Origin of the sequence: Halalkalibacter krulwichiae, from assembly GCF_002109385.1 — a bacterium.
GTDB classification, from domain to species: domain Bacteria; phylum Bacillota; class Bacilli; order Bacillales; family Bacillaceae_D; genus Halalkalibacter; species Halalkalibacter krulwichiae.
On record NZ_CP020814.1, the window covers coordinates 2,881,255 to 2,902,463 of the forward strand.

Here is a 21,209-nt window from a genome sequence, read left to right on the forward strand (position 1 = left end):
GACTAATGAATGTTCATTAGTCTCTTTGTAATTCTAGCTTAGTACTTTCACGCACTACAAGCTCTGGTTGTAAAATGATCCTTTTTTTATCTTCCTCATTATTACTAATACGTTGATGCAATAAAGAAGCGGATTCAGTACCAATTCGTCTTGCAAAAGAATTAACCGTTGTAAGAGGCGGAGTATACATTGCTGCTTCTTGAACATTATCAAACCCAACCAACGCCATGTCTAAACCAGGAGTTAAATCATGATCTTTCAAACCTTGCATAACTCCTCTTGCGACAAGATCATTAAAGCAAAAAGCAGCTGTAGGTCGTTCCTTATATCGAAGTACTTTATTAACTGAAGCAACGCCCCTTCACGTGTAACCGTGTTCTCTACAATGAGGGATTCTTCCACTTTTATTCCTGCTTCCTCTAATGCCTCAGCATAGCCTCGTTTACGTTCTTTCCACGCGGAAGACTCAGAAGTACCTCCTAAGAAAGCAATCCTCTTATGGCCTTTAGTAATTAAATGCTTAACTGCGACTTTGGCACCTTCTCTATAATCAATTCCAACATAATCACAGTTAAGCTCTTTTATTTCTCTTACAGCGAGGACAATCGGAACATTTAAATGACTAATTCGTTCAATCGTTTCTTTGGAGCTTTCAGAAACTGGACAGAGTATGACTCCGCCAACTCGATGTTCTAGCATTGTTGACAATAGCTTTTCTTGTTTTTTATCAGAATCAAAAGTCGTTCCTAGAAAAACAGTATAGCCGTTAGCCTCAAGGGCATTATGGACACCTATTAATAACTCTGAATAAAAAGGGTTCGCTATGTCTGTAATAATTAATCCGACCGTTGTTGATTGTTGAGACCGTAAATTAGCAGCTACTCGATCATATACATACCCTAGTTCACGGATCGATTTTAAAACTTTATTGCGCTTTTCTTCGGAAATATTTGGACTATTTCTCACAATTAATGAAGCTGTAGCACGAGAAACCCCTGCATGATTTGCCACATCTTGCAATGTAACACGGGAGTTTTTTTTACGTTTCATCATTAAATCTCCACCAGTAATTAGATTTGTATACGAGTCATTTATACATTGAATTACTTTTTATTATATTCAAATTTTAAATCCATGTCGATTCTTTTTCATTTACCCTAGTATCCCCACCAAGAAAAGAGAGATTTGTGGAATAAATGTAATAAAGAGGAGAGTAATAATCATTGCTACAAAAAATGGCACAATCGCTTTTGACAATGTTTCTATAGAAAGCCCTGAAATTCCAGAACCAACGAATAAATTGACTCCTAGTGGTGGTGTAATAAAGCCGATTGCTAGATTCACGACCATAATAATTCCAAAATGAATTGGATCAATTCCAATATTTACAGCAATCGGTAATAAAATAGGTGTTAATATGATAATTGCTGCAAGAGTATCCATAAAACAACCGACAATTAATAACATTAACGTAATAAGTAGAATAATAACGATTCGATTATCGGTAATCGACAGCAGTGCATCGGTCACTTGTTGAGGTATTTGTTCAATTGTTAACAGTCTACCAAATGTAGTAGCAGTACCAATGATGATTAATACAGTCGCAGTTGTTAATGCAGAGTCTACCATGACTTTAGGCAACTCTTTTACATTTAATTCACGGTATAGGAACAAAGAAGCAACTAATCCGTATACTACTGCAATGACAGCGGCCTCTGTTGGTGTGAAGACTCCACCATATATCCCCCCAATATCAGTACAGGAACAAGCAATGCCCATTTTGCTTCCCAAGATGCTTTGAAAAATGTCGATAGACTTGATTTTTCTCCTGTTCCTTTATATCCTTTTTGACGAGAATAGATGTAAGACCAAAGCATTAAACCAACGGCTACTAAAATTCCTGGAATGATTCCTGCAATAAATAGATTACCAATTGAAGCACTCCCAACAACTCCATATATAACCATTGGAATACTCGGAGGAATAATGACTCCTAGAGAACCAGCTGCACAAACAATAGCTGTCGCAAACTTCTTATCATAACCCTGACGTACCATTGCAGGAATCATCATTCCTCCAATCGCAGCTACTGTTGCAGGTCCAGATCCAGATATTGCAGCAAAGAACATACATGTAATGATCGTTGCAATTGCAAATCCACCGGTTTTATTACCAACTATCGTATTTGCCACCTTAAATAGACGTTCAGTTAAACCACCTTTTGCCATAATTTCGCCCGCTAATATGAAAAAAGGAACCGCCATTAAAGGAAAAGAATCTATAGAAGTAACCAATCCTTGAGCAATAAAATCTAACGGCAACTTTCCACTATATAAAATGGTTAATAGCGTTGAAATTCCAAGGGATATCCCGATTGGTACACTTAATAATAACAATAGAGCAAAGCTACCAAATAAAACAGCTGCAGTCATTACATTCTCCCCCTATTCTTTCTTCTCTTTATCATTGGCAAGTTGACTATTTTCGAGAATCATTTCTTGTTCCGTTTTCACATCAAATTCTTCATTATTGATTAGCGTGCGAACTTGTCTAACAATTTGTTGTATTAAACGTAATGCCGTAACTCCCATACCAACAGGTGTTGCTAAATAAACGAGTCCCATAGGGATTTGAAGAGCTGGTGATTTTTGGCCATACGTCAGTACAGTTTTTGCAATGTCGTATCCGTATACGACTACAAAGATAGCAAAAGATAAGAAGATTACGTTAGCCAAAATATTAACAACTATTTTCCATCTATCTTTTAAAAACAGAAGGATAATATCAACTTTGATATGCCTTTGTTTTTTCACACCATAACTAATCCCTAAGTATACTAACCAAATAAAACAGTATCGAGCTAATTCTTCAGACCAAGCCAAAGATGAACCTAATACATATCGCATAACAACTTGGACAAATATCGCTGTTACCATTATCACTGTAAAAATGACTAAGAAGATCTCCTCAAAATGTTTTTCCAGCCACTTAAATGTTTTCATTTTCATTCCTCTCTTTCTACTAGAAGTTCTACCAACCTAAGACCCTTTTTAGCGCAAATGAATGAATTTATTGACTGTTTAGTATGTGAAAGATTTACAAGGCCAGAAGAAACCTCACGGAAGAATCCTGTGAGTTATTTTACTTATTGTACTGCTTCTAGCAATTCACTTAACAGCTCTTCTCCAATTCTAGTAGAATATTTCTCATATACTGGTTGAACCAATTTAAACCCTTTTTGCAATTCTTCAACAGAAAATTCTGATATCGTCATGCCGCTTTTCTCTAAGAAAACAAACGCTTCTTTATCTTCTTTTTGATTTAATTTCCTTTGATAATCTCTCGCTTCATCAGCAGCCTCTGAGATAATCAATTGCTCTTCCTCCGATAGAGTATTCCAAAAACCTTTACTAATCATAAAAACACTCGCATTGTAAACATGATTCGTTTTTGTTAAGTAATTTTGTACTTCATAAAACCTAGAAGTCGTTACGTTTCCTACTGGATTTTCTTGCCCATCTACAACACCTTGTTGCAATCCAGCAAAAAGTTCTGTAAATGCCATTGGTGTTGGGTTTGTGCCCAGTTGACGCCACATATCAATATGTAGTTCATTTTCTAATGTTCTTAGTTTTAACCCACGTAAATCATCGATGCTTGTTATCTCTTTAACATTATTGGTAACATGTCGAAAACCATTTTCCCAGTAGTTTAACCCAACTATCCCTTGGTCGGGTAAATCTTCAAGGAGTTCTGTCCCTATTGTCCCATCCAGTACATCATAAGCAATATCAGCTGTTGGAAATAAAAAAGGTAGATCAAACATAGAAAATCTTGGTGCAAATTGTGCAATAGGCCCCGTTGAGATCGTCGTTCCTTCAATTGTCCCTATCTGCAGACCTTCCAAGACTTCTCGATCGCCTCCTAGTTGTCCGTTAGGGTAGATTTGTATTTTAATAGATCCTTCCGTTTCCGCTTCAACAATTTCTTGAAACTTATACAATCCTTGAGTTAAAGATCGTTCTTCAGGTGTAACAACAGCAAGTTTCATTGTTTTTGTACCTTTAGAATCCGCATCTTGTGCACCGCATGCTGTTAACATTAACAGACATATAAATAACAGAGCAGTTAGTAACTTATTCATAGAAAAACACCTCACCAATTTGTACACTAGTTAGATAGCGCTTTCAATGTACAAGAAAAAAATATATTTTTCCTTGTTAAAACTTTAGATCGATCCAACGAAGAGAGTGAAGAAAATAGATCGATCTAAAATTTGACTGTACGCTCAGTTTACTTAATATTTTAAGAAATAGCAATATAATTATTTAATTTTCATAATTTTTAATGCGAGACAAGTTACACCTAAGTTAAAAATGCTACTACTTTATTTAACGCTTCATGACAATCTTCACCAACTGTTCGCACAGTTATGCGATCATTGTTTTTTAGTTGCAATGTAATTAAACCTAATAAGCTTTTTAGATTAACCTCTATTATGTTCCCATTAACTAGTTTCTTTAAGAAAATTTCAGATGCAAACGGTTGAACTAATTGACTTAATTCTGTTATGGTTTGCTCTTCTGAAATGTTTACAATGATCTGTTTAGACGCTTTCTCCATAATGAACCCCCTCATAATTAAAATCTTTACTTAATCGTAACTTTAATGCATTCTTACACCAAAAGTAAATAGATTATTGGAGTTCGTTTATTAGAGATTTAAATGTAAGGCTGCAGTTTCACTAAAATTATTTAAGCAGCCTTTACATTCAATCGCCTTGAAAACGTTTTATTATTCACCTGGGTGTAGGTTGTTTTGCATATACTCTTGTACGTTTGCAATTTGATCTGTACTAGCTAACTCCGTTTTGTACCAGCCCTTCTCATTCATCACATCAAACAGTTTATGTTGATTGTTACAAGCATTATTAAAGGCTCTTTCATAAATATCATGGAGCTGTTGGTGGGTCGTTTCTACCATTGTATTGCTTATACTTCTACAACGCCCCTTTTCTAGCTCCAAACATAGCTGCAACATTTCTCGATCTGTTAGCCCTCTACCATTAATATTATTTGGCATTACATAACCCCCCTATTATTGAATCATTCCCGCACGGTTGAAGTACTGTGCCAACTCTCCAATTTGTAATTGATGTTGTTCTGCTAATTGCTCCAAAATCGTTCTTATCTGTTCATCCTTGCATTGAGAAGCACACCAATTCAATGTTTTCGCTGTAATTTCTTCAGCTCGAATCTCATCTTCAATAAATGCTAATTCCTTGGTTGTAAGTTGATTCATTATTACACCTCCTGACAGAACTATTTCCTTGATAGTATTGATTATCTTTCCTTGTCTTATCCGATCAACATCTAGCTAAGTGAATTTTTAGATTCAATTTCAAGCAATTATGGTATCCTAAAATTAATCTGTAAAATAGGTAAAGTCCTAAGAAAGGATTGACATATGTTAGAACAATTAAAAAAGCATTTTGGAGAAAAAATGGTCGTTGCCAACGATGAACACTATTCAGAGAACTTCAGTTGGTTCATGACAAATGACCACATTAAAATCGGCATTTCAACCGAACAACTTACAGAAGAAGAACAATCTTTATTAAATGTCTTTCTAACTCCGGTTACTAGAAAACAACTAGAAACACCCCAATCCGTTGAAGAAAAATTTTGGTCCCAAATCCTCTTTGGCGCTGCTAAAAACGTCACAAAACCCCATGGCCTTACAAAGACGTTTCGCTTTATCCACTTCTACTTAAGGGGAGAAACAAGCGATACGTCTCATCTAGTCGAAGCCATTACGAGCTTACTTCCGGAAACAGCGATCATTCTTTTGGAATCAGACTCAAGTGGTGTGATTATTGATACGGATCCAGATAGTACCGATCAAATTGAAAACTTATTTGAGTCCATTTCTAATACGATAACAAGTGACTTTTATCTTGATTTAGCTCTATATATCGGCTTAAAAAATTCTTGTTATAGCGAAGCCCATAATCGATACTTATGGGAGAAGAATTGCTTTGAAATCATGAAACAGACTTCAAGTAAAACCGTCTATTATGGGGAAGAAGTAGTTCCTTACCTCTTACTTTTCCAAGCAAATCAAAAGACATTAGAGGACATCTCCACACAATTATTGGGAAATGTAGTAGATGACAAAGAGCTAATAAAAAGTATAAGAATCTATTTAGACTGCAATATGAATGTCTCGCATGCAGCAAAAAAACTTTATCTTCACCGTAACACGCTCCAATACCGCGTGGAAAAATTCATTGAGAGAACCGGTATTGATATAAGGCATTTTAACAATGCCGTTTCAATTTATTTAGCCCTACTTATTAACAATTCAAAGGCATAATGCATTGTGCACAAATACAATGCATTATTTTTTATGCACTTTTACAATATACGAAAACGCTTTCTAAAGATACACTAACCTCATAGTATTAATTAAAAGGAGCGAGTTCACATGGGAGAAATCAGATTAGAAAACGTTTACAAAATTTATGATGGTGATGTTACTGCTGTTACAGATTTTAATTTACACATTGACGATAAAGAGTTTATCGTTTTTGTTGGTCCATCTGGTTGTGGAAAATCAACGACACTCCGTATGATTGCCGGCCTTGAAGAAATTTCAAAAGGAGACCTTTATATCGGTGAACGCCGTGTGAATGATGTAGCTCCTAAAGATCGTGATATCGCGATGGTATTCCAAAACTACGCATTATATCCTCACATGAATGTATATGATAATATGGCTTTCGGTCTAAAACTTCGAAAGTTTAAAAAAGAAGAAATTGATAGACGTGTTAAAGATGCCGCAAAGATCTTAGGCTTAACAGAAATGTTAGATCGAAAGCCAAAAGCGATGTCAGGTGGACAACGCCAACGTGTTGCATTAGGAAGAGCAATCGTCCGCGATCCACAAGTATTTTTAATGGATGAGCCATTATCAAATCTTGATGCAAAACTTCGTGTACAGATGCGTTCAGAGATCAGTAAACTTCACCAACGTCTTCAAACAACTACTATTTATGTAACGCATGACCAAACTGAAGCGATGACTATGGCTTCGAGAATCGTTATTATGAAAGATGGCTTTATCCAACAAGTAGGAACACCAAAAGAAGTGTATGATAATCCTGACAATATTTTTGTTGGTGGCTTTATCGGTTCTCCAGCTATGAACTTTTTACACGGCACGCTAACTGATAATGTATTCAATATTGGCGATGTGAAAATCAAAGTTCCTGAAGGCAAATTAAAAGCATTGAAAGAAAACGGCTATAGTGGCAAAAAAGTTGTACTTGGTGTTCGTCCAGAAGATATTCATGATGAACTTCTCTTCTTAGAGGCTTCGCCTGATTCAAAAATTGAAGCAACTATTGATGTCGCTGAATTATTAGGTGCTGAGTCTTATTTATACTCTAAACTAGAAGGACAAGACTTTATCGCACGTGTCGATGCTCGATCTGATTTCCAAAACGGCCAAAAAATTCAGCTAGCTTTCGATATGAATAAAGTGCATTTCTTTGATCCTGAAACAGAAAAGAGAATTCGTTAAAAATAAAGCTGACACAGATCACGTAGATCTGTGTCAGCTTTGTGCAGAAAACGATTAAGCTTGTTGTGTAATCTTAGCTTTTGCTTCTTGCCGACGACGGTGTAATATCGGTTCCGTATACCCATTTGGTTGTTCACAACCTTTAAAAACAAGGTCACAAGCTGCTTGAAATGCAACTGATTGTTCATAATTAGGCGACATCGGTCTATACTCAGGGTCGTTAACATTTTGTTTGTCAACAATCGTTGCCATGCGTTTTAATGTTTCAAGCACTTGTTCTTCTGTACAAATTTCATGACGGAGCCAATTAGCAATATGTTGGCTAGAGATACGTAAAGTTGCACGATCTTCCATTAATCCAACATTATTAATATCTGGTACTTTAGAACAACCTACTCCTTGCTCTACCCAACGAACAACATATCCGAGGATTCCTTGAGCGTTATTATCCAATTCTTGTTGAATCTCTTCAGGGCTCCAATTGGCATCAGAAGAAATTGGGAATGTTAAAATATCATCAAGTAAGTCTGCAGTGTGTGCTCCTAACTCCTCTTGAACTTCTCTTACATTTATCTCATGGTAATGTAATGCATGTAACGTAGCCGCTGTTGGAGAAGGAACCCAAGCTGTGTTTGCACCTGCCTTTAATTGTCCTCCCTTTTGCTCTAACATAGCAGCCATCAAATCTGGCATTGCCCACATCCCTTTACCAATTTGAGCACGTCCGTTTAGTCCACTTGCCAAGCCTACATGAACATTTGCCTTCTCATATCCTGCTAGCCACTTTGAAGCTTTCATATGATTCTTTCTAATAACGGGTCCAGCCTCCATTGATGTATGAATTTCATCCCCTGTTCGGTCTAAGAAACCAGTATTAATAAAGACTACTCTATCCTTCACTTCACGGATGCATGCTTTTAAGTTAACTGAAGTTCTTCGTTCTTCATCCATGACACCAATCTTAATTGTATGTCTTTGTAATCCTAACATGTCTTCAACACGATCAAATAAATCGTTGGCAAACGCCACTTCTTCCGGACCATGCATTTTCGGTTTAACGATGTAAATAGATCCTTTTGCTGAATTATTGTTCTCATTTTTCAGAAGATCATGCTTTGCAATCAAACTAGTAATCACCGTATCAAGTATTCCTTCAGGAACTTCTTGTCCTGCTTCATCTAAAACAGCGTTGCTTGTCATTAAATGTCCAACGTTCCTTACAAACATCAATGAACGTCCTGATAAAGTGATCTCTTCGCCAGTTACAGCTGTGTAAACTCTGTCAGCATTTAGCGTTCTTGTAACTGTTTCATTCCCTTTATGGAATGTTGAAGACAAACTGCCGTTCATTAAACCTAGCCAGTTGCGGTAAACTAGAACCTTGTCTTCCGCATCTACTGCTGCTACAGAATCCTCACAATCCATAATAGTCGTTAAAGCGGATTCCATTACAATATCTTTTATTCCAGCTTGGTCTGAGCTACCTATAGGATGATTACGATCAATTTGAATCTCAAAATGCAATCCATTATTTCTTAATAGAATGGTAGATGGTCTTTCCGGCTTCCCTTGGAAACCAATCAACTTGTCAGGTGAGTTTAACGTAGTCTTCTCCCCATTGCTTAATTCGATTGAAAGGGCTCCATTTTCGATTTGATATGTAACTGCTTCAGTATGGGACCCACTAGATAAAGGAATCGCTAAATTTAAAAAGTCCTTTGCAAATGCAATTACCTTTTCTCCGCGAATCGGGTTGTAAGCTCCTTGTCTTGTCGCACCCTCTTCCTCACTAATCGCGTCTGTTCCATAAAGCGCATCATATAAACTTCCCCATCTTGCATTCGCAGCATTAATTGCATAGCGAGCATTATTTACAGGTACAACTAGCTGAGGCCCAGCTTGTAACGTAATCTCGTCGTCAACACCATCTGTCGTCACTTGGAAATCTTCTACTTCAGGCTCTAAATACCCAATGCTCTTTAGAAATGTTTTATATGTTGTAAAATCAAATGTTTCATTTTCTCTATGCCAAGTATCAATCTGTTGTTGAATTTCATCTCGTTTTGTTAACAATGCTTTATTTTGAGGTGCAAGGTCATGAATCACCTTTTCTAAGCCAGCCCAAAATTCATTACTCTCAACCCCGCTATTTGGGAGTGCTTCCTCATTAATGAATTGATATAAAATGGATTCCACTTGCAGTTTACCAACTTTTACATAATCGGACATCTTTTTCTTCCTCCTCTAAAGCATTATTGTTTCTTAATAAGAAACACTGTTTCTTTTATATACGTCAAGATTATCATGAAGACCCTTTCATTTCAATCCTTTCTTTTCTCTTTTTTCCTCTTTTTCTTTGTATCTATGTTATCCAAGTATGACTTCGATCGTTCTCTAATAATTTTTTTCTGAAATAGGCATGCCCAGTCCCCCAAAAAAAACAAGCTAGTACAAAGCTAGCTTGTCACGTAGCCAAGCCTACGCGAGATCTTGCGTCCTATTTCTTTAATAATGGGGCTTAGTTGGTTAATTCTATCAATTGTTAATCGTGTAGTTGGGCCTGAAATACTAACCGCAGCCGTTATTTTTCCTCTATTATCAAATATCGGGTCGCCATACAAGTAATTCCCACTTCATTTTCTTCTATTTCTATACCGTAACCTTGATTCCTAATTTTATGGAGTTCTTTTAAGAACTTGTCTTTATCTGTAATGGTATTGTCTGTATGTCGCGGTAATCCATTCTTTTCAATAATTGACAGCACTTCTTGTTCCGGCAAGTAAGACAAAATGACTTTCCCAACACTCGTACAATGCATTGGTGCTCTCCTACCGACCTTTGAGTGTGTTCTTAATGTTTCATTACCCTCAAGTTTTTCAATATATATTACTTCCCCTTGATCATAAACGACTAAGTGAATGACTTCATTCGTTTCTGCTTCTAGTTCTTGAAGATAAGGTTTGGCTTCTGCTCGTAAATCAATTGATTCTAGTAAAATTGAACTTAATTCTAAGTATTTATACCCGAGACAGTACTTTTTTGTCTTTTGATTTTGTTCAATGTATCCATGTTCAACAAGTGTACTCAACAATTTATAAATAGAGCTTTTATTTAAGTCAAGATGAGTTGCTAGTTCAGTAACACCTCTACCTTCTTTATGCTGACTAATAAGGTCGATTATTTTTAAAGCTCTGTCTACTGATTGAACCATATGAATCCCCCGTATGTAATAATTCTAACCGTTATCGGATAACGCACATCTGAATAGATATTAACAATTCCTTACAAAGATTAATCTTATCACATCATAACCATTTAGCAAATTTCAAAGCTAATACTGTGCTTTATCTCATTTCAATATAATTACATCTTCTAGCTTCATCTCAGATTATACGATCTAAAGACAGAAAAAAGAGACCGAGACAAAAGCGTCTTTATTGAATGAACAATTCGAACAGAAGGAGGTCGAAGCATAGGATCCTCTTCGGAAATTCACTTCATTTTCCACGGACGGCTAGTGAGCCTCCTTGCTAACGCACTGTGGGGTCTCATTCTTGCCTTTTAATGAGGGCACTGAACAAGGTCGATTTTTACCTTTTTAGTGCCCTCGAAGCAATGTGTGAATCCATTGCTCCTTAAATAAGAGCCACTGAAATAGGTCGGTTTTCACCTTTTTCAGTGGCTTCCCTTTTAATCCCGTAGGAGTTTTTGTATTTTTCCTCTGCTAAGGTTGTCATCGTTCGTATTTTCAATAAAACTGTTATGTCTCAGCCTCTTAAAAAAATTTTTATTGTTATGGTTAAACCCACCACATATCAGATGGTTTTTCTTCAATTAAAATTGAGTTAAGGTTGGTAACTGCTCTTTTAAAACCTTCCTCTATCGACATGATCGGATCTTCATGTTCAATACTTACTACATAATCATAGCCATACGTGCGTAATGCACTTATCATATCTGACCATTCTTGAACACTATGACCACAACCAACTGAGCGGAAAGTCCACGCTCTTGTCTGAACTTCACCATATGGTTGCATATCAGTAAGTCCATACATATTCACATTTTCTTGATCAATATACGTATCTTTCGCATGAAAATGATGAATTGCATTTGCTTTACCGAGTATTTTTATCGCTGCAACTGGATCGATTCCCTGCCACCATAGATGACTTGGATCTAAATTTGCACCGATTGCGTCACAAGTTTCTTCTCGTAGTTTTAACAAAGTATAAGGTGTATGAACTAAAAAGCCTCCATGAAGCTCTAAGCCAATTTTGACATTGTGATCTTTCGCAAACTGGCCCCATTCTTTCCAATATGGAATAAGTTTTTCTTCCCACTGCCACTTTATAACATCGCCGTATTCATTTGGCCAAGGTGTGACAGGCCAGTTTGGATATTTTGCATCTTCATGATCTCCTGCTGTACCTGAAAAACAATTTACAACTGGTACATTCATTAAGCTTGCTAATTTAATCGTTTTTACTAATGCATCATGAGACTGTTTGGCAAACGTCTTATCGGGTGAAATTGGATTTCCATGACAGCTAAAAGCAGAAATTGTTAAGCCTCTTGATGAGATTTTTTCTAAATATATGTTACGGTTTTCTTCACTCTCTAACAAAGCGTCAATATCACAATGTGCGTTACCCGGGTATCCGCCTGTTCCAATTTCAACCGCTTTAACACCGGCATCTTTTACGTAGTCAAGCATGTCATCAAGGTTTTTGTGTGAAAATAATACGGTAAATACACCTAATTTCATTGTGTGCCTCCCTTATGTTAACGTAATGCTTTTACTAGTTTCGCTACTTTGATAAATTGCATCAATCACTTTCGATACTTGTAATGCCTCTTCTGGTTTAACAACTAGTTCATCTTGACCTAAACAAGTCCGGATAAAATTTGTGACTTGCTCGAGGCCAGGGTCGTCGGTTCCTGGAATCCAGTTTGCTTGACTATTTATTAACATCCCATGTTTCGCTTGATTGAGTTCAAAAGGAAATAAGTCAATTCCACCTGTATGACCTGAAATACTAACCCCTTCAACGTCCTCTTTTATATTGGCTGCCCATGATGTTTCAAACAACATGGAAGCTCCATTTTCAAATGTGATGTAGGCAGTTACATGGTCATCAACTTCAAATGTTTCATAGTTAAATTCACCCCATTGATTCACTTGATCAGGCATTTTACTTAGTTGATTATAAGCTTTTCCCATTACTGCAACGGGTTTAGGATTTCCAAGAAGCCAAAGCGCCAAATCTAAAAAGTGACAACCCCAATCAATCAAACTTCCTCCGCCTTGGAGTTCCTTATTTGTAAATACACCCCACCCCGGTACTTTCCTTCGCCTTAATGCCTTTACTCTAGCAACAATTGGTTCACCAATCTCATTTTCTAGTATTACTTTCTTAGCTGCTTGAGCCTCTTTCATAAATCGATAGTGATAACCAATCGCTAGAACTTTGCCAGATTGTTCCGCTGCTGTAAGCATATCCTTACACTCATTAGCATTCATTGCCATTGGTTTTTCACAAAAAACATGAACCCCCGCATGTAGTGCTGCAATAGTAATTTCAGCATGAAACTTATTAGGCGTACAAATCGTAACCGCATCCACATGCTGAAACATTTCTTCGTAATTTGTAAACACTTGGTTAAAGTTAAATCGCTTAGCTACTGCTTCTGCAGTCCCTCTATTAACATCACAGACAGCTTCAAGCATAACGAGATCATTCATATTAACATATGCAGGGATGTGCCTGTCTTGAGCAATTCCACCAGCACCGATAATCCCCATTTTAATCGTTCCCATTATGTTCTCCCTCTTTTATAAGCTTGTTATTTGTCTAGTTTCACTTGATTGTAAAGCCGCAAGAACAACCTTCAATGATTTATATCCTTCTTCCCCATTTACAACAGGCTCTGTATTTTCGATAAGCGCTGATACAAATTGGTCAATAACTTGCGTATTCGTTTGACCACCCGCATCATTTGTTTGAATACCACCAAGTTCATATTTAACAACTTCACCATTTTTGTACTGAACGACAAGAGAATTAACTGGATCATCTTCTAAACGAAGAATGGCATTTTCTCCGTAAATAATTGTAGAGTTATCCTCTTTAGATACATAAGACCAGCTAGCAGCTAACGTTCCAATAATTCCACTTTCTGTTTTTAATACACATACAGCTGTGTCATCTACATCTGCATTTTCTTTTGAGCTCGTTTCAACAAAAGCACCTACATCTGTAAATTCTTCCCCTAAAATAAATCTTAATAAATCAGTTTTATGAACTCCTAAATCACCCAATGCTCCAATATATGCTTGCTCTTTTTTAAAGAACCAACTATTTACACCATCAGCACTCCAACCTTCAGGTCCTCCATGACCAAATGCAGTTCGGAAACTATAGATTTTACCAACTTCACCTTTTTCTATTAACTGACGTGCTTTTTGATGAGAAGGAACAAAGCGTTGATTATGAGCAATCATTAACTTTTTATTACTTTCCTTTGCTGCCTCAATCATTTGCTCCGCATCTTTAATTGAGGTTGCCATCGGCTTTTCACATAAAACATGCTTGCCAGCTTGCAAAGCCGCTATTGAAATTGGTGCGTGTAAGTAATTAGGTGTACAAACACTAACAGCGTCAACCTCAGGATTGGCAAGTAACTCTTCATAATCAGTATAAGCAATTGCCTGATATTCCTTTGCAATCTCACTCACACGCTCTTTGACAATGTCACAAACTGCAATAATTTCTACGTTGTTGTTGTTTGCATATTCAGGTAGATGACGATGTTTTGCAATACTACCACAACCAATTACGCCTACTTTTATTTTACTCACACTTAACTCCTCCTCTTTTTCTCAATAAAAGAACTTCACTTAATTTTTCACTTTAATTTCTTCTAATGGTTTTGCATTTCCGTAAACAGGGTAATAACGATCAACTGGCTTTGCCCATTTAACCGCGTTTTTTATTACTCGTTGAATTTGCTCATTATGATAAGTTGGGTATGTTTCATGACCAGGACGGAAGTAGAAGATTTTTCCGTTTCCGCGTTGGTACGTACAACCACTTCTAAAAACCTCTCCACCTTCAAACCAACTCATCATTACAAGTTGATCGGGTGCCGGAATATCAAAGTGTTCTCCATACATTTCTTCTTTTTCTAACTCAATATACTCTCCAATTCCATCGACAATCGGATGACTTGGATCAACAACCCATAAACGTTCTTTTTCATCTGCTTCACGCCATTTTAAATCACAAGATGTTCCCATTAACGTTTTAAAAATCTTCGAAAAATGCCCAGAATGAAGGACAATTAACCCCATTCCTTCCAGCACTCTCTTTTTAACTTTTTCAACAACCGTATCTGAAACTTCATCATGAGCAAGGTGTCCCCACCAAATCAAAACATCAGTTGAAGCTAAAACATCTTCCGTTAAACCATGTTCAGCTTGATCTAGAGTTGCTGTCTTTACCTCCACTTGGTCTTCTTTTAAAAATTGTGCAATTGCTCCATGAATCCCCTCTGGATAAATGTCACGTACAACCTCATTCTTTTGTTCATGTCGATTTTCATTCCAAACTGTTACGTTTATCATAATCGTTCCTCCTCAATAACATTCGAATTCTGAGATCGTTCTCACAAGTAGCGATTCAAAATATGAGATCGTTCTCATAATCATTATTCACCTTATCTGGGATCGTTCTCACCTTTTACTGAAATCGATCCCACAATCAGCCAAATAAATTATACGGTTTCTCTACTAATTACTTCAATCGGCAATTCAAACACTTGTTGTTGATAGTATTGATTCATTAATAAAGACATCATGACATCCATTGTTTTCTCCCCCATCAACCTAGTTGGTTGCCGTATTGTTGTTAATGGTGGTTCCATTAGCTCGGCGATTGGTTGATCATCAAACCCTATAACCGCTAACTCATCCGGAATTTTTATTCCTTTACTTTTCGCTTCTTTTACAATACCAGCAGCTACTTCATCACTTCCGGTAAAAATAGCACTTGGACGGTCAGTCATTTCTACTATTTGCTTCACGATATCTTTCCCACATTCTATGCTATAAGCATCGCGAAAAATCCAGCTTTCTTTTAAAAGTAGATTGAACTGTTCTAAAGCAGATCTAAACCCCTTCTCACGATCAATTCCAAGTTCGCTTTTTGCCCCACCACAGTATGCGATTTTTTTATGTCCTTTTTTGATAAGATGACAAGCTCCTAGATAACTTCCTTTTTCTTGATTTAACCGAATGATAGGTACATTCGCATCTAATTTATACTCATTACATAGCACAATTGGTCCAGACTTAGTATAAGGCGCAATGGTCTGCCAATCATTTTCAATTGCTGTGAAAATTAAACCATCCACTTGTTTCGTTGTTAATAAGTTTAAAAATGCTAACTCTTTTTCTTTGTCTTGTTTCGTTTGACATATTAAAATCTGCAAGCCATTTTCAACAGCCACTTTCTCCATACCTTCAACTAAGAATGGAAAGAAAGGGTTTGTTAACCTTGGAACAAGAACAGCAATTGTATCCGTTTTTTGCCTTCTTAGCCTTTGAGCTGAGGAGTTTGGAAAGTAACCAAGTTCTTTCATTGCCTCATATACAATCTGCTTTTTCTCTTCCGTAACGTACGGGTGGTTATTCAGTACTCTCGATACTGTAGACCTTGATAACCCGGCACGCTTCGCTACATCCTCAATCGTTGCCATTAGTCTCTCCTTTGTAGCAATCAAATCTTGATAACGCTTTCCTAACTTAATATTAATTTTAAGATATAGCTTTTGGAATAGCAACAGGAAAATTCAATCATTCTGATCGAACTGACTTGATTTTATTACGATAGTCTTTTGGAGTAATACCTTCTATTTTCTTAAATACCTTAATAAAATATTTATCATTTTGGTATCCAACTGCAATAGCAATTTCATATATTTTCAAAAACGGATTTTCGAGTAATTCCTTTGCCTTTTCGATTCTTATTCTTGTCATATAATCAGTAATTGTAGCATGATATTCCTGTTTGAATTTTCTCGAGATATACTCTCTACTTAAATAAAATCGTTCAGCAATGTCTTGAAGCTTAATATCTTTTTGGTAATTCAATCGAATGTATTCCTCAATTCTTTGAACAGTTGACTCTTCTTTTTTGAACTTAACATTGTAAACAAGCTGCATCAACTCATGAAATTCTTTTAACTTTTCTTTTTTAAACAGCTCAAAAGAAAAGTTTCCATAATCATCCCAGTACTCCAGCCTCCTATAAGAGACATTCAATTGTTTAATTTCATATTCTTTCAGCCAATGTTCTCTCAACATATCAAATTGATTTTCCCAACTTTTTAATTGTTCGACTGTGAAAGAGCGGTCTTCCATTATTTGATCGAATAATGGCAAAATGACTTGATCCAATTGCTCCATATTTCCACTTTGAATTGCCCACCTTACTTCCTCTGCCTGATCAAGCAAATAAATGTACTGCTCAGCAGACTTTTTATTATAATGATTCTTGCTTAACAAATTTAATGATCCGATTAACTGTGTTGCCGTATCATAAGCTTCATTCAAGTTCATGACAGTTCTTCCTATAATTGGCATGCATTCAAATTGTAAAGTTGAACGCAAAGCGAAAGTTATTTGCGAGACCACTTTTTTGACATATAACGGCTGCCAAAAAAGAAGAATGAGCTCTTTTTTATTTGTGTGCCGAAAAGCAATTCCATGTCTTTTAGTAAGTATATTATTGCATATAGGCAGGAGGTGATTAAAAGCCTTATCTTCGTCATCATCAAACCTCAATCTTGTCAGAACATCCATAGGGATAATTACAATAGTATAGTTCTCAATTTTTATATCAATGGCCTCTCTTTTAGAAATTTGCTGTACAACTTGATCAAGCATGGTTGATTGCTGTAAATTAGTCGTTAGAAGCCGATCTATAATCACCTTCTCATTCTCAAGTAACATTAACCTTTCTCTATTTTCTTCCTTCCATTTCTTTATCGCTCTAGTTACTGTTTCGTCTAGCTCATCAGGATTTATCGGTTTTAATAAGTAATCAAAACTTCCAAATGTAATAGCATTTTTCGTGTAACGAAAGTCATCATACCCACTTAAAACAATCGTTTTTGCATTTAACTTACATGAATCAATCCATTTCAACAAATCAATTCCATCACATCTAGGCATATTCATATCAGTAAATATAATTTCAGGCTTATACTCACTGATATAACTCATCGCTTGCTTGCCATCAACTGCTTCAAGCACTTGATCGATCCCATGCTTTTCCCAATCAACTAGTAGCAATAATCCTTCACGAACATGTTTTTCATCATCAACTATGATCGCTTTCATTTGTATTCAACTCCATTTCTAAAGGAAGCTTGATCGTAACTAAAAATCCACCCTTTTCCCGATTTTGAATTTTAAAGATGACATTTTCATTGTAATAGAGTTGCAAACGCGCCAAAACATTTTTCAAACCAATGTGAGAGCCAATTGACTGCTCTTCTAAATACTGATTTATCTCCTTCAACCTTTGTTTAGAAACCCCAATACCATTATCACTTACTGAAATAAACAAATTGGTGTCCTTCTTCTTACACTTCACTTTTATTTCTCCTACACCGTCTCGAGTAACAAATCCATGTTTAAAATAATTCTCTATTATTGGTTGTAAAATCATCTTAGGTACCTGATTAGCAAGAACCTCATCATCCACTTCAATTTTAAAATCTAGATCCTCACCAAACCTTTGTTTTTGCAGGTGCATATATGCTTTTATATAATTTATTTCTTTTTCTACTGATACAACATCCTCACTCATATTCATACTATATCGCATGATCTGTGAAAGATGAGTAAGCGAAGCGTATATTTCTGGCACTTTGCTTTTTAATGCTAATGTTCCTATTGATTGTAATGTATTGTATAAGAAGTGCGGATTAACTTGTGAATGCAATACTTTTAATTGATTCGTTTTGTTCTCAAGCTCCAGCTTGTATTCTCTATTAATTAAGTGATTAATCTTTTCAATCATTGACTTAAACCGATCACCAAGAACTCCAATTTCATCTGTGCCGAGAGATTGAAACTGCGCTTTCATGTTTCCTTCCTCAACCTCTTTAATGTTTTGTACTAGAATTCTTATCGGTGATGTAATTTTAAAAGAAACAAAAAATGTTGCTAGAACAACAAGAGATAAACCAATTATTCCAAAGAAAATATTTATTGCTGCAACCCCGTATGCACTTTCATATAGAGTTGTATAAGGGATTCTTTTTACCAAAATCCAACTACCAGCAGCTTCCGATATTGTTTCAAAAAAGATGACACCCTCAAAAGTTGCATCTGTCCAACCCATTGTACCTCTTGACTCTGGTATCGTGAGTAAGGCATCCTTCCACTCGTAATCGTTCATTCTGTTCGGTTCCGAATTGAAAATTAGATCGCCTTCCTGATTCAATAAATAGAATTCTTCTGCCCCTTCATGATACAGGTAATTACTTAATTCGTTAACCTTATCAGGTCTAACTTCCAATGATACATACGCTAAAATATGATTAGCTGGTACATCTCTAAAAACCCTGTGTATTGTAAACCGATTGAATTCATTTAAAGGTTCAATATATAAGTTAGCTGGACTTTCACTTGCCTTTTTATAATAATCAATCATTTCTGGATTTAATAATTCAGTGGAAACAAGGGTAGAACGTTTTGAAACAGTAAAGTGCTCTCCATGCTTCACAACCGACATTGATGCACGATAAACACTTTCATCGCTATACAATAATGATTGTAGTACATTATGAGCAACTCCTCTTGATGCATATTCACCAATCTCACTTTTTCTTAAGTAGCTCATAAACTCAGGATTATTATAAAAAGAGAAAGTGAAATTGTTTAGTTCTCTTAAATAATTCTCAATGTTTATTTTTCCTTGATAAAGCAAATTTACGTTTTCTTGAATCGATTGTTCCTTTAATGATTCTTTTGTATAAATATAGGTAACAAAAATAGAACTACCAAATGGGATGATCGTTATTAACAACAGTAGAATGATTAATTTGTTTCGAATACTAGTTCTTAACAACGAATACACCTCCATTTTACACATAGACATTCATAGTTTAAAAGGCTGTCTCAAGGGCAATTTTTGACCTGAGACAACCTCGAACACTAATTGTAGTTCAATACTATACTGTCAATTTAAAACATTCACCTATTAATGACAGTAACGATCTAGCATTATTTTAAATTATCCCAAGTTGCTTGAAATTTTTCTAGTACTTCTTCATACTCAATTTGACCCGCGACATATTCTTGAATAGTTGCTGCAAAGTCTTGGTTCGCTCCATCAGGCCATCTAAACCAAGTCCAAGGAATTGTTTTGTCTTCAACAGAATACTCAAGAATAGATTCTCCTAATGCTCCTAATCCTGCCGGTTCGATGTTATCAAAAGCAGGGATAAAAGCAAATTCTTCGGTCATGTAACGTTGGCCTGTTTCTGATGAAACCATCCAATCTAATAATACCTTCGCTTCTTCAAGATGCTCAGAGTCCTTATTTAATGCCCAGTTATTAGGCACACCAACCGGAATTCGATTCGCCCCTTCCTCATCATTTAGTGGGATTGGCAAAAAGGCCATATTCATTTCAGGGTTAATCTGGTAAATCATGTTTTCAGTCCAGTTACCTTGTTGAATCATGGCTGTTTCTCCAGATGCAAATAAGGTAACCTGAGTATTGTAGTCTGTTGTTAATGGATTTGAATTTCCGTAATTAATTTCAGTATCAATTACTTGTTTAAACTCTTCAAAATGCTTATTTCCAATAAACGATTCAGATCCATCTTTTAACCCTTCAATAAAAGCGACTGGGTCCTCTTGCTGTGCAAAAGGAATATTCAATAAATGTTGACCAATAACCCACCACTCTGCATAACCAGCTGCAAATGCAGTAATATCATTTTCCTCTAGTTTCTGAACAACTTCTTGTAACTCAGCCATTGTAGCAGGTGGCTCTTCAATCCCTGCTTGCTCAAACAAATCTTTATTATAAATAAATCCATATCCTTCAAGATTAACAGGCATACCATATAATGTGCCGTCTTCATCTGTCATCGGTACTTTACCTATTGGCAGTAAATGATCCACCCAAGGCTCATTTGAAAGGTCTGCTAAATGCTCTTTCCATAGTTCTAATTCATTAAAGCCCCCATTATTAAAGATATCTGGTTTTTCCCCAGAAGCAAACTTTGCTTTTAAAGCAGCTCCGTAATCAGCTCCTCCACCTACAGTTTCTAGTTTCACTTTAATATTAGGATGTTCAGCTTCAAATTCTGTTAACATTTCTTGCAACTGGTCAGCGATTTCAACTTTGAACTGGAAGAAATTCAACGTGACAACTTCCTCATTTTTTTCAGTTTGAGTCCCCTCACCTGCACTTGAATTTCCACTTTCATTTGATGAACAACCAGCCATTAACCCCACAGCCATTATCATCGACAAACAAGTAGAGAATAAACGTTTTTTCATGCAATTGCCCTCCTCAAATCCCTTGTTTTTTTATAAA

16 protein-coding genes and 3 pseudogenes are annotated in these 21,209 nt (G+C 36.2%); 2 read left to right on the forward strand and 17 right to left on the reverse strand.

The window, feature by feature from the left end; translation table 11 throughout:
• Positions 1 to 16: 16 nt before the first annotated feature.
• The 7 genes and pseudogenes from BkAM31D_RS14535 to BkAM31D_RS14565 form a co-directional block, all read right to left on the reverse strand.
• Positions 17 to 1,050 (reverse strand): annotated as a pseudogene (locus BkAM31D_RS14535) (LacI family DNA-binding transcriptional regulator).
• A gap of 102 nt (positions 1,051 to 1,152) precedes the next feature.
• A pseudogene (locus tag BkAM31D_RS14540) lies at positions 1,153 to 2,432 on the reverse strand (TRAP transporter large permease).
• 12 nt (positions 2,433 to 2,444) lie between these two features.
• Entirely contained in the window at positions 2,445 to 3,002 is a 558-nt protein-coding gene (locus tag BkAM31D_RS14545; RefSeq protein ID WP_066150856.1) for a TRAP transporter small permease, read from the reverse strand.
• A 143-nt stretch (positions 3,003 to 3,145) separates the two neighbouring features.
• Positions 3,146 to 4,144 carry a DctP family TRAP transporter solute-binding subunit gene (locus BkAM31D_RS14550; RefSeq protein ID WP_066150859.1) on the reverse strand — a complete coding sequence of 333 codons (999 nt, stop codon included), beginning with the start codon at positions 4,142 to 4,144 and terminating at the stop codon, positions 3,146 to 3,148.
• A 221-nt stretch (positions 4,145 to 4,365) separates the two neighbouring features.
• Positions 4,366 to 4,623, reverse strand: a complete 258-nt coding sequence (locus tag BkAM31D_RS14555) for an HPr family phosphocarrier protein (RefSeq protein WP_066150862.1) — start codon at positions 4,621 to 4,623, stop codon at positions 4,366 to 4,368.
• A gap of 171 nt (positions 4,624 to 4,794) precedes the next feature.
• Positions 4,795 to 5,082, reverse strand: coding sequence for a spore coat protein (locus BkAM31D_RS14560; RefSeq protein WP_066150865.1), 288 nt, complete (start codon positions 5,080 to 5,082; stop codon positions 4,795 to 4,797).
• A gap of 15 nt (positions 5,083 to 5,097) precedes the next feature.
• On the reverse strand, positions 5,098 to 5,301 hold the full coding sequence (locus BkAM31D_RS14565) for a hypothetical protein (protein ID WP_066150868.1): 204 nt from the start codon (positions 5,299 to 5,301) through the stop codon (positions 5,098 to 5,100).
• A gap of 165 nt (positions 5,302 to 5,466) precedes the next feature.
• Here BkAM31D_RS14565 and BkAM31D_RS14570 point away from each other — a divergent pair, with 165 nt between their 5' ends.
• Positions 5,467 to 6,375 carry a PucR family transcriptional regulator gene (locus BkAM31D_RS14570; protein WP_066150871.1) on the forward strand — a complete coding sequence of 303 codons (909 nt, stop codon included), beginning with the start codon at positions 5,467 to 5,469 and terminating at the stop codon, positions 6,373 to 6,375.
• Positions 6,376 to 6,486: 111 nt separating this feature from the next.
• Positions 6,487 to 7,584 carry an ABC transporter ATP-binding protein gene (locus tag BkAM31D_RS14575; RefSeq protein ID WP_066150874.1) on the forward strand — a complete coding sequence of 366 codons (1,098 nt, stop codon included), beginning with the start codon at positions 6,487 to 6,489 and terminating at the stop codon, positions 7,582 to 7,584.
• 54 nt (positions 7,585 to 7,638) lie between these two features.
• Here BkAM31D_RS14575 and BkAM31D_RS14580 read toward each other — a convergent pair whose 3' ends face one another.
• The 10 genes and pseudogenes from BkAM31D_RS14580 to BkAM31D_RS14625 form a co-directional block, all read right to left on the reverse strand.
• Entirely contained in the window at positions 7,639 to 9,813 is a 2,175-nt protein-coding gene (locus BkAM31D_RS14580) for a malate synthase G (RefSeq protein WP_066150877.1), read from the reverse strand.
• A gap of 227 nt (positions 9,814 to 10,040) precedes the next feature.
• Positions 10,041 to 10,795, reverse strand: a pseudogene (locus tag BkAM31D_RS14585) (IclR family transcriptional regulator).
• 588 nt (positions 10,796 to 11,383) lie between these two features.
• Complete coding sequence (locus tag BkAM31D_RS14590) at positions 11,384 to 12,352, reverse strand: sugar phosphate isomerase/epimerase family protein (RefSeq protein ID WP_066150883.1); 969 nt, start codon at positions 12,350 to 12,352, stop codon at positions 11,384 to 11,386.
• A gap of 12 nt (positions 12,353 to 12,364) precedes the next feature.
• A complete protein-coding gene (locus BkAM31D_RS14595; protein WP_066150886.1) occupies positions 12,365 to 13,405 on the reverse strand; it encodes a Gfo/Idh/MocA family protein in 1,041 nt (346 codons plus the stop codon).
• Positions 13,406 to 13,420: 15 nt separating this feature from the next.
• Positions 13,421 to 14,446, reverse strand: coding sequence for a Gfo/Idh/MocA family protein (locus tag BkAM31D_RS14600; RefSeq protein WP_066150888.1), 1,026 nt, complete (start codon positions 14,444 to 14,446; stop codon positions 13,421 to 13,423).
• Positions 14,447 to 14,485: 39 nt separating this feature from the next.
• A complete protein-coding gene (locus tag BkAM31D_RS14605) occupies positions 14,486 to 15,211 on the reverse strand; it encodes a ThuA domain-containing protein (RefSeq protein ID WP_066150891.1) in 726 nt (241 codons plus the stop codon).
• A gap of 149 nt (positions 15,212 to 15,360) precedes the next feature.
• Positions 15,361 to 16,344, reverse strand: coding sequence for a LacI family DNA-binding transcriptional regulator (locus BkAM31D_RS14610; RefSeq protein WP_066150895.1), 984 nt, complete (start codon positions 16,342 to 16,344; stop codon positions 15,361 to 15,363).
• A gap of 97 nt (positions 16,345 to 16,441) precedes the next feature.
• The gene (locus BkAM31D_RS14615; protein ID WP_066150898.1) at positions 16,442 to 17,989 is read right to left on the reverse strand and encodes a response regulator transcription factor; all 1,548 of its coding nucleotides are present in this window, start codon (positions 17,987 to 17,989) and stop codon (positions 16,442 to 16,444) included.
• Positions 17,970 to 19,736: a sensor histidine kinase gene (locus tag BkAM31D_RS14620; RefSeq protein ID WP_439951160.1), complete on the reverse strand. Its 1,767-nt coding sequence runs from the start codon at positions 19,734 to 19,736 to the stop codon at positions 17,970 to 17,972. Before BkAM31D_RS14620 ends, BkAM31D_RS14615 begins: the two co-directional genes overlap by 20 nt.
• Before the next feature lie 146 nt (positions 19,737 to 19,882).
• Positions 19,883 to 21,172, reverse strand: coding sequence for an ABC transporter substrate-binding protein (locus tag BkAM31D_RS14625; protein WP_066150903.1), 1,290 nt, complete (start codon positions 21,170 to 21,172; stop codon positions 19,883 to 19,885).
• Positions 21,173 to 21,209: the final 37 nt, after the last annotated feature.

Coding starts and splice junctions, on each gene's coding strand:
- BkAM31D_RS14610 (WP_066150895.1), bottom strand. CDS start 16,344: ATGGCAACGATTGAGGATGTAGCGAAGCGTGCCGGGTTATCAAGGTCT.
- BkAM31D_RS14545 (WP_066150856.1), bottom strand. CDS start 3,002: ATGAAAACATTTAAGTGGCTGGAAAAACATTTTGAGGAGATCTTCTTA.
- BkAM31D_RS14625 (WP_066150903.1), bottom strand. CDS start 21,172: ATGAAAAAACGTTTATTCTCTACTTGTTTGTCGATGATAATGGCTGTG.
- BkAM31D_RS14615 (WP_066150898.1), bottom strand. CDS start 17,989: ATGAAAGCGATCATAGTTGATGATGAAAAACATGTTCGTGAAGGATTA.
- BkAM31D_RS14595 (WP_066150886.1), bottom strand. CDS start 13,405: ATGGGAACGATTAAAATGGGGATTATCGGTGCTGGTGGAATTGCTCAA.
- BkAM31D_RS14550 (WP_066150859.1), bottom strand. CDS start 4,144: ATGAATAAGTTACTAACTGCTCTGTTATTTATATGTCTGTTAATGTTA.
- BkAM31D_RS14555 (WP_066150862.1), bottom strand. CDS start 4,623: ATGGAGAAAGCGTCTAAACAGATCATTGTAAACATTTCAGAAGAGCAA.
- BkAM31D_RS14590 (WP_066150883.1), bottom strand. CDS start 12,352: ATGAAATTAGGTGTATTTACCGTATTATTTTCACACAAAAACCTTGAT.
- BkAM31D_RS14565 (WP_066150868.1), bottom strand. CDS start 5,301: ATGAATCAACTTACAACCAAGGAATTAGCATTTATTGAAGATGAGATT.
- BkAM31D_RS14570 (WP_066150871.1), top strand. CDS start 5,467: ATGTTAGAACAATTAAAAAAGCATTTTGGAGAAAAAATGGTCGTTGCC.
- BkAM31D_RS14580 (WP_066150877.1), bottom strand. CDS start 9,813: ATGTCCGATTATGTAAAAGTTGGTAAACTGCAAGTGGAATCCATTTTA.
- BkAM31D_RS14605 (WP_066150891.1), bottom strand. CDS start 15,211: ATGATAAACGTAACAGTTTGGAATGAAAATCGACATGAACAAAAGAAT.
- BkAM31D_RS14575 (WP_066150874.1), top strand. CDS start 6,487: ATGGGAGAAATCAGATTAGAAAACGTTTACAAAATTTATGATGGTGAT.
- BkAM31D_RS14560 (WP_066150865.1), bottom strand. CDS start 5,082: ATGCCAAATAATATTAATGGTAGAGGGCTAACAGATCGAGAAATGTTG.